Source organism: Leisingera sp. ANG-M7 (assembly GCF_000813965.1).
In the GTDB taxonomy this organism is placed as follows: domain Bacteria; phylum Pseudomonadota; class Alphaproteobacteria; order Rhodobacterales; family Rhodobacteraceae; genus Leisingera.
Genome location: NZ_JWLI01000017.1, coordinates 1 through 12,125, shown reverse-complemented (window position 1 = coordinate 12,125; position 12,125 = coordinate 1). Strand labels below are relative to the sequence as shown.

Sequence of the window (12,125 nt, the reverse complement as noted above, 5' to 3'; positions counted from 1 at the left end):
GCGAGGCAGAGCCTCGCAAAAGCCCGGCCCTAGCGGACCAGAGAACTAAGAGGCAGAAAGTCCGCGGCGCAGAGCGGCCCTCGCCCCCAGGGGCGGAAGCGCAGCCGCACGGCTGCCAGAAGTGTCTGGTCGTCTGCGGGGGCTGTGAAACCAGCAGCGGCAGCAGCCTCACGGAAGTGCGCGAAGGTAACCGTCTGCGGCAAAGGTGCGCCTGCCAAACCTGCAGCCAGTCCTTGCCGGGCCAGCCGGCCCCAATCGAACCGCGGGCCGGGATCCCATTTGCGGCCCGGCGCCATGCAGGAATGGCCGATCACCCCCTCAGCCGAGATGCGCCAGCGCTGCATGATGCCGCGCATCAACCACTCAAGCGCCGCCATCTGCGGTTCGCTGAACGGATGGGTGCCGCGGTTGTCGAGCTCTATGCCGATGGAGCGGGAGTTTATATCCTCCTGCCCGGCCCATTCTCCGGCACCTGCATGCCAGGCGCGGTTGCCCTCGGCCACCATCTGCCAAAGGGTGCCGTCCCCACCGATCAGGTAGTGGGCGGAGACCTCCACTGCAGGATTGCAGAGGCGCTCAAGCGCTGCTTGGGCACCATCCATGGCCGTATAGTGCAAAACAATCAGGGACGGTGTCAGACCGTCCCTGCGCGGCCCGAAGTTCGGGCTTGGGTGCCAGATGGCGCCTGACTGATCAGGCGTCATCAGTTCTGGACGGCCAGCCGGTAGGGCGCCGGATCCCAGCCGCAGGCAAAGCCGTCACCATCCGGGTCCAGCACCTTGCGGTCGCGCTGAGGGCCGCCGCTTTCGAGGAAAGCAATCTGGGCCTGATCAGGCGAGGCGAATTCAGCACAGTTGCGCGCGCTGCGGGCCTTGAGGTTGATACCTGCGCGGGTATAGAGGCGCACACCCTTGGGGTTGGAGGTGCTGAGCGCGTATTTGACGATGTTCGGCCCGGAATCGCCGGAGCGCTGCGGGACCGCGGTAGGCTGCACCTGCTGGTACTGCGACCGCTGCCGTTGCAGCCGTTCAGCATCGCTTTCGATCGACTGGCGGGAAGCAACCGCCTCAAAGTCATTCTCGTCCGAAATACCGGCGTTGCCGATCAGCTGCGGTGCCGGGTTGGAGGGGCTCGCATCCAGCGGCGCGGTGCCAGCGCTGGAGCTGCTGCGCGAGGCTGCCAGGGCAGCCTCTGTCTGGCGTGCGATGTCGGCATCGCTGGACGACGCCGCAGCTGTGCTGAAGGTGCCTGCCGTCGTTGTTGAAGCGCCGCTGCGCGGAGCGGCTCCTGAAGGGGACGGCACAGCTTCAGTCGACACCCGCGCCGGCGGCACCAGCGGATCGCCATTGATCGTGGTGCCCGCGGCGGGCGGCGGCGCAAACGGGTCGCCGTCGATGCCAACGCCGGCGGCGCTGTCCGGAACCTGGGGGGAACAGGCAGCCATAACCAGAAGGCTGCCTGCGGCGGCGTAGGATGCGAATGCGCGCATGGGGTACCTGTCAGCTCTGCTCAATTGCTTGCGCAGATGTTTACCACCATTGCTGCGGCTTGGCTACAAAGCCGGCCGCATTCTCTAGCGCATAGGCAGTGTTCAGCAGATCGCCCTCTTCCCAGGGCTTGCCGATCAGCTGCAGACCCAGCGGCAGGCCTTGGGCATCCAGCCCTGCCGGCACCGCAACACCCGGCAGGCCCGCCAGGTTCACGGTGACGGTGAACACGTCGTTCAGGTACATCTGCACCGGATCCGCCTCGGTCATCTCACCCAGGCCAAAGGCCGCGGAGGGAGTGGCCGGGGTCAGGATTGCGTCGACACCTGCGGCAAAGGCGTCCTCAAAGTCCTTCTTGATCAGGGTGCGGACACGGCGGGCGCGGTTGTAATAGGCATCGTAGAAGCCAGCCGACAGCACATAGGTGCCGACCATCACGCGGCGCTGCACCTCGTGGCCGAAGCCCTCGGCGCGGGTCTTTTCGTACATCTCGGTGATGCCGTCGCCCGCGTCCAGCGTGGCGCGGCGGCCATAGCGGACACCATCATAGCGCGCCAGGTTCGAGGACGCTTCTGCCGGGGCAATCACGTAATAAGCGGGCAGCGCATATTTGGTGTGGGGCAGCGAGATGTCGACGATCTCGGCACCGGCTGCTTTCAGCATCTCGGCGCCGTCGGACCACAGTTTCTCGATCTCGCCCGGCATGCCGTCCATACGGTATTCCTTGGGGATACCGATCTTCTTGCCGCGGATGTCGCCGGTCAGCATCGCCTCGAAATCCGGCACCGCCAGTTCGGCAGAGGTCGAATCCTTGGGGTCGTGGCCGCACATGGTTTCCAGCATGATGGCTGCGTCGCGCACCGATTTGGTCATCGGGCCGGCCTGATCGAGCGAGGAGGCAAAGGCGACAATGCCCCAGCGCGAGCAGCGGCCGTAGGTCGGCTTGATGCCGACAGTGCCGGTGAAGGCGGCAGGCTGGCGGATCGATCCGCCAGTGTCGGTGCCGGTGGCCGCCAGGCAGAGATCGGCGGCAACGGCAGAGGCGGAGCCGCCGGAGGAGCCGCCCGGGGTCAGCTGGGCGTCGTCATTGCCGCGGCGCCAGGGACTGACGGCATTGCCGTAGACGGAGGTTTCGTTGGAGGAGCCCATGGCGAACTCATCCATGTTCAGCTTGCCCAGCATGACGGAGCCGGCATCGGCCAGTTTCTGGCTGACGGTGGATTCGTACTCCGGCTTGAAGCCTTCGAGAATCTTGGACGCTGCCTGCGACGGCACGCCCTTGGTGCAGAACAGGTCCTTGATGCCGATCGGCAGGCCGCACATGGAGGGCGCATCGCCCGCCTTGATGCGGTCGTCCGCCGCCTTGGCGCGTTCCATCGCAAGCTCGGGCGTCTTGTGCACGAAGGCGTTCAGAGCATCAGCCGCGTCGATTGCCTTGAGGCAGGCTTCGGTCAGCTCAACGGAAGTGGTGTCGCCCTTGCGCAGCGCGTCGCGGGCCTCTGCCAGGGTCAATTTATTGAGTTCGGTCATTTTATCGCCTCTCTTGGGCAAATGTCATTGGGCTCCGCCCGTTCACAGCTGAAACCGTCCCCCGGACGGTTTCCAGGACGCTGCTCACTACTCCACGACTTTGGGCACTGCGAAGAAGCCTTCGCGGGCGTCCGGCGCATTGGCCAGAACCTTGTCCTGCTGGCTGCCGTCTGTGACTTCATCCGCGCGGCGTTTCAGGCGCTGCGGAGTGACGGAGGTCATCGGCTCGACGCCCTCGACATCCACCTCGTTCAGTTGCTCGATGAAGCCCAGGATGTTGTTGAACTCGTCTGCCAGCGCCGGCAGCGCGTCGTCCTCGACCTTGATCCGGGCCAGTTTGGCCACCTTGGCGGCGGTGCTTTGGTCAATCGACATGGAAACCCTCATCTGGTGTTGGCTAGGCATTTACCGCCGTGCCGCCTGCGCTGCAAGCCTGCAACGGGCGGCCGGGCCGCAAACGGGGTGGCGCACCCATTTTCTGGCACGTTTGCATTCCTTTTCACCCGCAGCCTGTTAGGCTGCTGCCAAGAACGGCATCAGGGCCAACGGGAGGAGAAAACCGATGAAGATCATTTGGCTGGGCCACGGCTCATTCCGTATCGAAGCAGGCGGCCTGGTGCTGCTGGTGGACCCCTGGCTGAGCGGCAACCCGGTGCTGCCGGAAGACAGCCATGACGCGGCGGTTGCCGGTGCCACCCATATCCTGCTGACCCATGTGCATTTCGACCATGTGGTGGACGTGCTGCCGCTGGCCAAGCGGCTGGAGGTACCGGTGGTGGGGCAGTACGACCTGATGGGGCTCTGGGGCGAGACTGAGGGTGTGCAGACCACCGGCTTCAACAAGGGCGGCACGGTGGACCTGGGCGGGGTCAAGGTTGCGATGGTGCCGGCCTCGCACAGCTCCACCTTCAACACCCAGGACGGGCTGCGCACCGGCGGTTCGGAAGTGGGCTACATGCTGATGGCGGAGGGCAAGACGGTCTACCTGTCCGGCGACACCGCGATCATGGCCGACATGGAGTGGATGGGCGATTACTACAAGCCGGACGTTGGCATCCTGTCGGCGGGCGGCCATTTCACCATGGACATGAAACAGGCGGCCTACGCGGCCAAGCGGTACTTCGACTTCAAGACGGTGATTCCCTGCCACTACAAGAGCTTCCCGGTCCTGGAGCAGGACGCCAAGGATCTGATCGAGGGGCTGCCAGGTGTGGAAGTGATCGAGCCGGAAGTGATGACGGCGATCGAGATCTGACGCCTCCAGGCTGGCGGGACCCTCCCGCCCGTCGCCGGATCTGCGGTGCAGATCCGCTCCCGTTGGGCGTGGCGCCGGACCTGGCGGTCCGGCGCGGACAGGTTTCAGGCCGCCGGTTTCATCTGCGGCACGGTGAACGCCGCACGGGCCACGGCGGCCCTCTCCCGGCAGATGCAGCCGCGGGCGTGGTCATTGATCAGCCCCATCGCCTGCATGAAGGCAAAAACAGTGGTCGGGCCGACGAATTTCCAGCCGCGTTTCTTGAGCGCCTTGGACAGCGCCACGGATTCGGGGCTGGTGGAGGCGGTCTGCGGTTCCGGCAGGTTTTCAGGGTTCGGCTCATAGCTCCAGAAAAACGCGGCGAGGGATCCCGCCTCCGCCACCAGTTCCTGCGCGCGGGCAGCATTGTTGATCACCGCCTCGATCTTGCCGCGGTGGCGGATGATGCCCTTGTCCTGCAAGAGCCGTTCAACATCCGCCGCACCGAATTCCGCCATCTTGTTGAAATCAAACCCGGCAAAGGCGGCGCGGAAATTTTCGCGCTTATCCAGAATGGTCCGCCAGCTGAGCCCGGACTGAAAGCTTTCAAGGCACACCTTCTCAAACAGGCGGATGTCATCGACCACCGGGTAGCCCCATTCCTCGTCGTGGTAGCGCAGGAAATCGGGCGCCGAGGCGGCCCAGGCGCAACGGGGATGTCCATCAGAAGCGGTGTACAAGCGGCTCATTCGCCGCCCCGCAGGAAATCAAGCCGGGGATCCATCATGGTCGGCGCCACGCCGATGATCTCCGGCTCCACCACGCCCCCGGTCACAAAGGGGTCCTGCGCGACACGGGCAAACAGGGCCTCCTCGCTTTCACCCACGGCAAGGATTGCGCCGCCCTCACCGTCAGTCATGGATCCGGCGGCAAGGAAAACCCCGTCCTCGAACCCCTGCTGCAGCCAGGCTTTGTGGCCGTCCAAAAACTCGGCCAGGCGGCCTTTCTGCTCTGCGAATGTCAGCAAAATGAAATACATGTTTTTCTCCTGTGATGCGTTTAACGGGGGTGATCCTGTGGCAACTGACACTTGAGCCAGTCCTGCATCAGCGCCACTTCGCGGTTGATGAATTCCACATCGCCGAATGCCTGCGCCAGCGCCGCCGCCCCCTGGCTGCGCGCCAGCAGGTGCATAGCCAGTGCATCCGATTCCGTGCCGCAGCCCAGTTCTACGAACTGGCGGCAGAGCCACGTCCGGAACAGCGTGAAAACCGCATTGGCCTGATCCTGCGCCGCATGGTTCAGCTTGCCAAGCTCCGCAACCAGTGTCCCGACCGGACAGCCGTAGAGGGTGATCTTGGCCTGGTTGGCGATCAGGATGCGGATAAAGCAGATGACCCGCTGCTCCGGGCCGGCGCCTTCCGCCTGCCAGGTGTTCAGCATGGTGCGGGTTGCAGCCAAGCGGCGCGCGATCACCGCTTCAAGGATCTCGTCCTTGGTCTTGAAATGATAGTAGAAATTGCCGCGCGAGATGCCGACAGCCGCAGCGATATCCGCAAACGATGTGGCCTCAAACCCGCGTTCATAGAACAGCTGGTCCGCGGCCTCAGCGATCCTGTCTTTGGTTGCTGGCTGTGGCATTCCCACCCCTAGGACGTTTGACCTAAGTGCAACCTAGGACATTTGACCTACAGGCGCAACCGGCAAGCCAAGCGACGGCACGTCTCCGTCCAGTTGATCAGCGTTTGCCGGCAAAGAATTCCTTGAGCAGCACGCTGGCCTCGCCTTCAGCAATCCCGTCATAGACCTCAGGCGCGTGGTGCGCCTGCGGATGGGAGAACACACAGGCGCCATGCGCCACGCCGCCGGACTTGGGATCAGCGGCACCATAGTAGACCCGGCGGATGCGGGCGGCGGCGATGGCGGCGGCGCACATCGCGCAGGGCTCCAGCGTCACATAGAGGTCGTATCCAGTGAGGCGTTCGCTGCCCAAAGCCGCACAGGCCGCGCGGATGGTCAGGATTTCGGCGTGGGCGGTGGGGTCGTTCAGTTCGCGGGTGCGGTTGCCTGCCAGCGCCGCCACCTGCCCGTCCGGTGCGATCAGTGCGGCGCCCACGGGGACCTCGCCGCGCTTTGCCGCCGCCCGCGCCTCAGCCAGCGCCTTGTCCATATGCGATTTGAATGCCATGCCCCTTCCTGCCCGCGAATGCCCGCTTTCGCAAGACGGCAGAATGCTCTATGGCACGGGCATGAGCAAAACACCTGCATCCCCCAAGGGCAAACCGGCCCCGAAATCCCAGCCCCGCAAGGCGACCGCCACTCCTGAAGGCACAGCCCCCGAGGGCGACCGCATCGCCAAGGTCCTGTCGCGCGCAGGCGTCGCCTCGCGCCGCGAGGCCGAGCGCATGATTGCCGAGGGCCGCGTGTCGGTGAACGGCAAGAAGATCGACAGTCCGGCCCTGAACGTGACCGCGGCTGACCGGATCAGTGTTGACGGCCAGCCCCTGCCGGAAGCCGAAGCGCCGCGGATGTGGCTGTATTACAAGCCAACCGGCCTTGTGACGTCGAACAGCGACGAAAAAGGCCGCAAGACCATCTTTGACGAGCTGCCGGAGGATATGCCGCGGGTTATGACAGTCGGCCGGCTCGACCTCAACTCCGAAGGGCTTTTGCTGCTGACCAACGACGGCGGCATCAAGCGCAAGCTGGAGCTGCCCGCCACCGGCTGGCTGCGCCGCTACCGGGTGCGGATCAACGGCCGCCCCAAGGACGAGGATTTTGCCCCGTTGCGCAAGGGCCTGGTGATCGAGGGCGAGAAATTCCAGCCCATGACCGTGACGCTAGACCGCCAGCAGGGCGCCAATGCCTGGCTGACCGTGGGCCTTCGCGAAGGCAAGAACCGCGAAATCCGCCGCGCGATGGAGGATATCGGCTACAGCGTGAACCGGCTTTTGCGGGTATCCTACGGGCCGTTCCAGCTGGGCGATCTGAAACCCGGCGATGTAGAAGAACTGCGCCCGCGTGTGGTGCGCGACCAGCTGGGACTGGAGCCAGAGGAGGAAAAGCCGACCGGCCGCCCCACCCGGTCCCGCAGCGGCAAGCCTGCTGGCAGGCCCGCGGGCAAGCCCGGCAGCAAACCGGCAGGCAAGGCGCCGGTGAAAGCCGGGAAACCGGGCGGCAAGCCTGCAGCACCGCGCGGCGACCGCCCCGCCCAGCGCGGTGGCGGCAAGCGTCCGATCGGCAAGAATCCCCGCCGCTGAGCCATTTCCCGCAGACTTCCCCCTAGCAACACCGCCAGCTATCCCCTAGATTTCCAATCAGTTAATCTTTGCTGGCGGTTTGGGGGAACGTTCGCGTGCAGAAATTTGCCTATGCTGCCCTGTTGATCCTGATGTTCGGCCTCAGCACCGGCTGGATCGTGGGAGGCTGACCGCATGGCACAGCGTTATGGCGGCAAACACAGCCCCGGCAGCAATGCCGGAAAACAAGACAAGCCCCCCGCACAATCCTACCGCAATGCACAGGTGGACCCGGCGGGCGTCCGCGCCAACGTGTTGTTTGTACCGCCCGCGCTCTTGGCCCTGCTGTCATTGAACGACGGGGCCACAGGTTTTGCGCTTGGACTGATCGGGGCGGGTCTATGGACCGGCGGTGCCTTCCTGCTGCGCGAGGGGCTGAAGGCAGAGGCCGCCTATGCCGCCCGCAAGGTGGCGCGCAAACCCGCCCTGCCCCGCAAGATCCTGGCAGCTCTGCTAACAGGCGGCGGCGCCGCACTGGCCGCCTGGAAGGCCGAACCCGGCATCCTGATTGCCGTCATCTATGGCGCCGCGGCGGCGGGACTGCATATCACCGCCTTTGGCATCGACCCGCTGCAGGACAAGGGTGTCGAGGGCGTCGACGATTTTCAGCAGTCCCGGGTGGCCCGAGCGGTGGATGAAGCCGAGGAAAACCTTGCGGCGATGAAAGACGCCGCCCTGTGCGCCCGTGACCGGACTGTCGAAGCGCGGGTGGAACAGTTCCAATCCGTTGCCCGCGAACTGTTCCGCACGGTGGAAGAAGACCCGCGCGACCTGACTGCCGCCCGCAAGTATCTGACCGTCTATTTGCAGGGCGCCCGCGACGCGACGGTGAAATTCGCCGATATCTATGCCCGCAGCCAGGACGCCCAGGCCCGCGCCGATTACCTGGCGCTGCTGGACGATCTGGAACAAAACTTTGCCGCGCGCACCCGCAAGATGCTGGTGGAAGACCGTACGGACCTGACCATTGAAATTGATGTGCTGCGCGACCGGTTGCAGCGTGAAGGGGTCCATCTGGACCAGAACTGATTAAGGGGAGCCATTCATGTCTGAAGCCGTTCAACAGAAGGCCGCCCAGGCCGAAGCCCTGGTAACGGAAGTCACCGCCATTGAACTGCCTGAACCCGTGACAGAGGTTCAGCCGCTGGAACAGGCTGATGAACCAACCAGCAAGGCGATCCGGCAGCGGATGGACCAGATCGATATGGGCGACACCAACTCGATCATCCATTTCGGCTCTGCCGCCCAGGCCGAATTGCAGACCATCAGCCAAGCGATGCTGTCTGACGTGCGCAACAAGGACGTTGGGCCTGCGGGCGACAGCCTGCGCAACATCGTGACAACGATCCGCGGATTTTCGGTGTCCGAACTCGACATTCGCCGCAAGCCGACCTTCTGGGAAAGGCTGTTGGGCAAGGCTGCGCCTTTTGCCAAATTCACCGCGCGCTATGAGACCGTGCAAGGGCAGATCGACAAGATCACCGATGACCTACTGGGACATGAGCATATCCTGCTGAAGGACATCAAGTCGCTTGATCTTCTCTATGAAAAGACGCTGCAATTCTACGATGAGCTCGCGCTTTACATTGCCGCGGGCGAGGCCAAGCTGGCGGAACTGGACGGCACCGCGATCCCGGCCAAGGAGGCGGAAGTGCAGGCAGCCCCCGAAGGCGACCAGGTGATGAAAGCGCAGGAGTTGCGCGATCTGCGCGCTGCCCGTGACGATCTGGAGCGCCGGGTGCATGACCTGAAGCTGACGCGCCAGGTCACCATGCAGTCGCTGCCTTCGATCCGGCTGGTGCAGGAAAACGACAAGTCGCTGGTGACCAAGATCAACTCCACCCTGGTGAACACCGTGCCGCTGTGGGAGACCCAGCTGGCGCAGGCGCTGACCATCCAGCGCTCGGCCCAGGCGGCGGCGGCAGTGCGCGATGCCAATGACCTGACCAATGAGCTGTTGACCTCCAACGCCGCAAACCTGCGTCAGTCGAACGAGATGATCCGCCAGGAAATGGAACGCGGTGTGTTCGACATCGAAGCGGTGAAACAGGCCAACGCGGACTTGATCGGCACCATTCAGGACAGCCTGAAGATCGCAGATGAGGGCAAGGCCAAACGCGCCGCGGCAGAGGAAGAGCTGCAGAAAATGGAAGCGGAGCTGCGCGACACCCTGGCCGCTGCCAAGGCCCGGCGCGACGGGGTTGGCGATAATGCCGGCACCGCAGTTCCGGGTTAAGAAAGGCAGCATAAGTGCAGGCAGTCCAGACACTTTGGAAAAGCGCGGCAGCCCTTACCGGGCTGGCCGCTCTCACGGCCTGCCTGCCCTTTGACCAGGCGGAATCGCTGGTGCCGCAAGCCCGCCCCGCAGTGCCCCAGCCTGCCGTCTACAAACCCTCAGCCGACAGCGCCCAGCTGGCCTATTACTACAATGCCCTGCAGCGCGACCTGCTGACCCGCGGGTTGTTGCGTACAGACGGTGGCGGGCCGGACACACCTTATGACGCAGAGGATCTGGCTAGAAGCTTTGAACAGCTGGCCTTTTATGACGAATACGGAGGTGCGGGCATCTCGGGCGGCCTGGGCCGCTGGTCCGGGCCGGTGCGCATTGCGGCAGAATTCGGCCCCTCGGTTCAGGCGGGCCAGCGGGCTCAGGACCGGGAAACGCTTGCGGACTATGCCGCGCGGCTGGCCCGTATCACCGGCCATTCCATCAGCACCGTCAGCGGGCGCGCCAATTTCCACGTGATCTTTGCCAGCCTCGACGACAGCGCCTTTGTCGCCGAACGGGTGCGCGAGCTGCTGCCCGCGATCAGCGCGCGCGACCTGTCGCTGCTGGCAGCGCCGCCGCGCAGCTACTATTGCCTGGTGGTGGCAGGCGGGCCGCAAACCGATCCTTTGTCCTATACGCGCGGCGTTGCGCTGATCCGGGCCGAGCATCCCGATCTGGTGCGCAAGAGCTGTGTGCATGAAGAAGTGGCGCAAGGGCTGGGCCTCAGGAACGACAGCCCGCGCGCACGGCCGTCGATCTTCAACGACGACGACGAGTTTGCACTGCTGACCAGCTTTGACGAAAAATTGCTGCAGATGCTGTATGATCCAAGACTGAAGGCGGGGATGAGCCTGGAAGAGGCCCGCCCCATCATCCGCATTCTCGCCCGCGAGGCGATGGGCCAGGAACTATAGGCCGCCACTGGAAGAGGACCTGAAACATGGGTATTTTCGATTTTCTCAAAGGCGAATTCATTGATGTCATTCACTGGGTGGACGACACCCGTGACACCATGGTCTGGCGGTTCGAGCGCGAAGGCCACGAAATCAAATACGGCGCCAAGCTGACCGTGCGCGAGGGCCAGGCGGCTGTGTTCGTGCACGAAGGCCAGCTGGCGGATGTCTTCACACCAGGTCTCTACATGCTGGAGACCAACAACATGCCCGTCATGACCACGCTGCAGCATTGGGACCACGCCTTCCAGTCGCCGTTCAAGTCTGAGATCTACTTTGTAGATACCACCCGGTTCAGCGATCTGAAGTGGGGCACAAAGAACCCGATCATCTGCCGCGACCCGGAGTTCGGCCCGGTGCGGCTGCGCGCCTATGGCACCTATACGATCAAGGTCGCCGACCCTGCCCGCTTCCTGAGCGAGATCGTCGGCACCGATGGTGAATTTACCATGGACGAGATCTCCTACCAGATCCGCAATATCATCGTGCAGGAGTTTTCCCGCGTCATTGCCGGCTCCGGCATTCCGGTGCTGGACATGGCGGCAAATACGGCTGACCTGGGCAAGCTGGTCGCGGCGGAGATCTCCGGCACGCTGGCGGACTACGGTCTGATGATGCCGGAGCTGTACATCGAAAACATCTCGCTGCCGCCCGCGGTGGAAGAAGCCATGGACAAGCGCACCCAGATGGGTGTGCTGGGCGATCTGGGCCGCTACACGCAGTTCTCAGCCGCCGAGGCAATGACCGCCGCCGCGAAAACCCCGAACAGCGGCATGGGCGCCGGCATGGGAATGGGCATGGGTATGGCGATGGCCCAGCAGATGGGCCAGGCGCTGCAGGGAGGTGCGGCATCTCAGGCAGCGGGTCAACCGTCCGGGCCATGGGGTGCGCGGCCCGAACCCGCTGCACCGCAACCGGCTGCGCCCGTGGCGCCGCCCCCGCCGCCGGTCGAGCATGTCTGGCATATCGCGGTGGACGGGCAGACCTCCGGGCCGTACTCCAAAGCGCGGATGGGACGGATGGCGCAGGACGGAACCCTGACGCGCGAAACCCACGTCTGGACCCCCGGCCAGGACGGCTGGAAACGTGCAGGCGAAGTGATGGAGCTGGCGCAGCTGTTCACCATTCTGCCGCCCCCGCCACCGCCACCGCCGCCAGCCGGGTGATACCACTCCGGGGGTGGCCAACGGCCGCCCTCCCCCTTCCCTGACTGACACCGCCCGACAGGTTGCCTCCCCGTGGCGACGCCCCCGCCACCCCCCCCTGAAACCGTGCCTCCCCCCGCCGATCAAACCCACCGCTCCCCCTGCGAGCAATGCGGCGCGGATTCCACCCATGACCCGGCCCGCGGCA

14 protein-coding genes are annotated in these 12,125 nt (G+C 64.5%); 6 read left to right on the top strand and 8 right to left on the bottom strand.

The features are described from left to right. Positions 1-29: 29 nt before the first annotated feature. From RA26_RS18020 to gatC, 4 genes are all read right to left on the bottom strand, one after another. A complete protein-coding gene (locus tag RA26_RS18020) occupies positions 30-704 on the bottom strand; it encodes an N-acetylmuramoyl-L-alanine amidase (RefSeq protein ID WP_039186083.1) in 675 nt (224 codons plus the stop codon). Then, positions 704-1,489: a hypothetical protein gene (locus RA26_RS18015; protein ID WP_039186080.1), complete on the bottom strand. Its 786-nt coding sequence runs from the start codon at positions 1,487-1,489 to the stop codon at positions 704-706. Before RA26_RS18015 ends, RA26_RS18020 begins: the two co-directional genes overlap by 1 nt. A gap of 40 nt (positions 1,490-1,529) precedes the next feature. Then, on the bottom strand, positions 1,530-3,017 hold the full coding sequence (gene gatA, locus RA26_RS18010) for an Asp-tRNA(Asn)/Glu-tRNA(Gln) amidotransferase subunit GatA (protein WP_039186078.1): 1,488 nt from the start codon (positions 3,015-3,017) through the stop codon (positions 1,530-1,532). Between the two features lie 87 nt (positions 3,018-3,104). Next, positions 3,105-3,392 carry an Asp-tRNA(Asn)/Glu-tRNA(Gln) amidotransferase subunit GatC gene (gene gatC / locus RA26_RS18005; RefSeq protein ID WP_039186076.1) on the bottom strand — a complete coding sequence of 96 codons (288 nt, stop codon included), beginning with the start codon at positions 3,390-3,392 and terminating at the stop codon, positions 3,105-3,107. A 187-nt stretch (positions 3,393-3,579) separates the two neighbouring features. Here gatC and RA26_RS18000 point away from each other — a divergent pair, with 187 nt between their 5' ends. Next, positions 3,580-4,272: a metal-dependent hydrolase gene (locus tag RA26_RS18000; RefSeq protein ID WP_039186075.1), complete on the top strand. Its 693-nt coding sequence runs from the start codon at positions 3,580-3,582 to the stop codon at positions 4,270-4,272. A gap of 104 nt (positions 4,273-4,376) precedes the next feature. On the opposite strand, the gene RA26_RS17995 is transcribed toward RA26_RS18000, so the two are convergent. The 4 genes from RA26_RS17995 to RA26_RS17980 all read right to left on the bottom strand — a co-directional run bounded on the left by RA26_RS17995 (position 4,377) and on the right by RA26_RS17980 (position 6,439). Next, the gene (locus RA26_RS17995) at positions 4,377-5,000 is read right to left on the bottom strand and encodes a DNA-3-methyladenine glycosylase I (RefSeq protein WP_039186073.1); all 624 of its coding nucleotides are present in this window, start codon (positions 4,998-5,000) and stop codon (positions 4,377-4,379) included. Further along, positions 4,997-5,290, bottom strand: a complete 294-nt coding sequence (locus tag RA26_RS17990; RefSeq protein WP_039186072.1) for a YciI family protein — start codon at positions 5,288-5,290, stop codon at positions 4,997-4,999. The genes RA26_RS17995 and RA26_RS17990 overlap by 4 nt, the downstream gene beginning before the upstream one ends. 20 nt (positions 5,291-5,310) lie before the next feature. Next, positions 5,311-5,892: a TetR/AcrR family transcriptional regulator gene (locus RA26_RS17985; RefSeq protein WP_039186069.1), complete on the bottom strand. Its 582-nt coding sequence runs from the start codon at positions 5,890-5,892 to the stop codon at positions 5,311-5,313. Positions 5,893-5,989: 97 nt separating this feature from the next. Then, positions 5,990-6,439, bottom strand: a complete 450-nt coding sequence (locus RA26_RS17980) for a nucleoside deaminase (RefSeq protein WP_039186067.1) — start codon at positions 6,437-6,439, stop codon at positions 5,990-5,992. On the opposite strand from RA26_RS17980, the gene RA26_RS17975 reads away from it, so the two are divergent. From RA26_RS17975 to RA26_RS17955, 5 genes are all read left to right on the top strand, one after another. After that, a complete protein-coding gene (locus RA26_RS17975) occupies positions 6,438-7,511 on the top strand; it encodes a pseudouridine synthase (RefSeq protein WP_446720182.1) in 1,074 nt (357 codons plus the stop codon). The two genes, RA26_RS17980 and RA26_RS17975, sit on opposite strands and share 2 nt — an antisense overlap. Positions 7,512-7,685: 174 nt before the next feature. Beyond that, positions 7,686-8,579 (top strand): 5-bromo-4-chloroindolyl phosphate hydrolysis family protein, encoded by an 894-nt coding sequence (locus RA26_RS17970; protein ID WP_039186064.1) that lies wholly within the window; start codon positions 7,686-7,688, stop codon positions 8,577-8,579. A gap of 16 nt (positions 8,580-8,595) precedes the next feature. After that, positions 8,596-9,786, top strand: coding sequence for a toxic anion resistance protein (locus tag RA26_RS17965; protein WP_039186061.1), 1,191 nt, complete (start codon positions 8,596-8,598; stop codon positions 9,784-9,786). A 62-nt stretch (positions 9,787-9,848) separates the two neighbouring features. Next, positions 9,849-10,733 (top strand): DUF2927 domain-containing protein, encoded by an 885-nt coding sequence (locus RA26_RS17960; protein ID WP_446720183.1) that lies wholly within the window; start codon positions 9,849-9,851, stop codon positions 10,731-10,733. A 26-nt stretch (positions 10,734-10,759) separates the two neighbouring features. Then, positions 10,760-11,938: an SPFH domain-containing protein gene (locus RA26_RS17955; protein WP_039186058.1), complete on the top strand. Its 1,179-nt coding sequence runs from the start codon at positions 10,760-10,762 to the stop codon at positions 11,936-11,938. Positions 11,939-12,125: the final 187 nt, after the last annotated feature.

Excerpts from the sequence above, each read along its gene's own strand:
- RA26_RS17990 (WP_039186072.1), bottom strand. The coding sequence starts at position 5,290 with ATGTATTTCATTTTGCTGACATTCGCAGAGCAGAAAGGCCGCCTGGCC.
- RA26_RS18015 (WP_039186080.1), bottom strand. The coding sequence starts at position 1,489 with ATGCGCGCATTCGCATCCTACGCCGCCGCAGGCAGCCTTCTGGTTATG.
- RA26_RS17965 (WP_039186061.1), top strand. The coding sequence starts at position 8,596 with ATGTCTGAAGCCGTTCAACAGAAGGCCGCCCAGGCCGAAGCCCTGGTA.
- RA26_RS17975 (WP_446720182.1), top strand. The coding sequence starts at position 6,438 with ATGCCCCTTCCTGCCCGCGAATGCCCGCTTTCGCAAGACGGCAGAATG.
- RA26_RS18000 (WP_039186075.1), top strand. The coding sequence starts at position 3,580 with ATGAAGATCATTTGGCTGGGCCACGGCTCATTCCGTATCGAAGCAGGC.
- RA26_RS18020 (WP_039186083.1), bottom strand. The coding sequence starts at position 704 with ATGACGCCTGATCAGTCAGGCGCCATCTGGCACCCAAGCCCGAACTTC.
- RA26_RS17995 (WP_039186073.1), bottom strand. The coding sequence starts at position 5,000 with ATGAGCCGCTTGTACACCGCTTCTGATGGACATCCCCGTTGCGCCTGG.
- RA26_RS17980 (WP_039186067.1), bottom strand. The coding sequence starts at position 6,439 with ATGGCATTCAAATCGCATATGGACAAGGCGCTGGCTGAGGCGCGGGCG.
- RA26_RS17970 (WP_039186064.1), top strand. The coding sequence starts at position 7,686 with ATGGCACAGCGTTATGGCGGCAAACACAGCCCCGGCAGCAATGCCGGA.
- RA26_RS17955 (WP_039186058.1), top strand. The coding sequence starts at position 10,760 with ATGGGTATTTTCGATTTTCTCAAAGGCGAATTCATTGATGTCATTCAC.
- gatA (WP_039186078.1), bottom strand. The coding sequence starts at position 3,017 with ATGACCGAACTCAATAAATTGACCCTGGCAGAGGCCCGCGACGCGCTG.
- gatC (WP_039186076.1), bottom strand. The coding sequence starts at position 3,392 with ATGTCGATTGACCAAAGCACCGCCGCCAAGGTGGCCAAACTGGCCCGG.
- RA26_RS17985 (WP_039186069.1), bottom strand. The coding sequence starts at position 5,892 with ATGCCACAGCCAGCAACCAAAGACAGGATCGCTGAGGCCGCGGACCAG.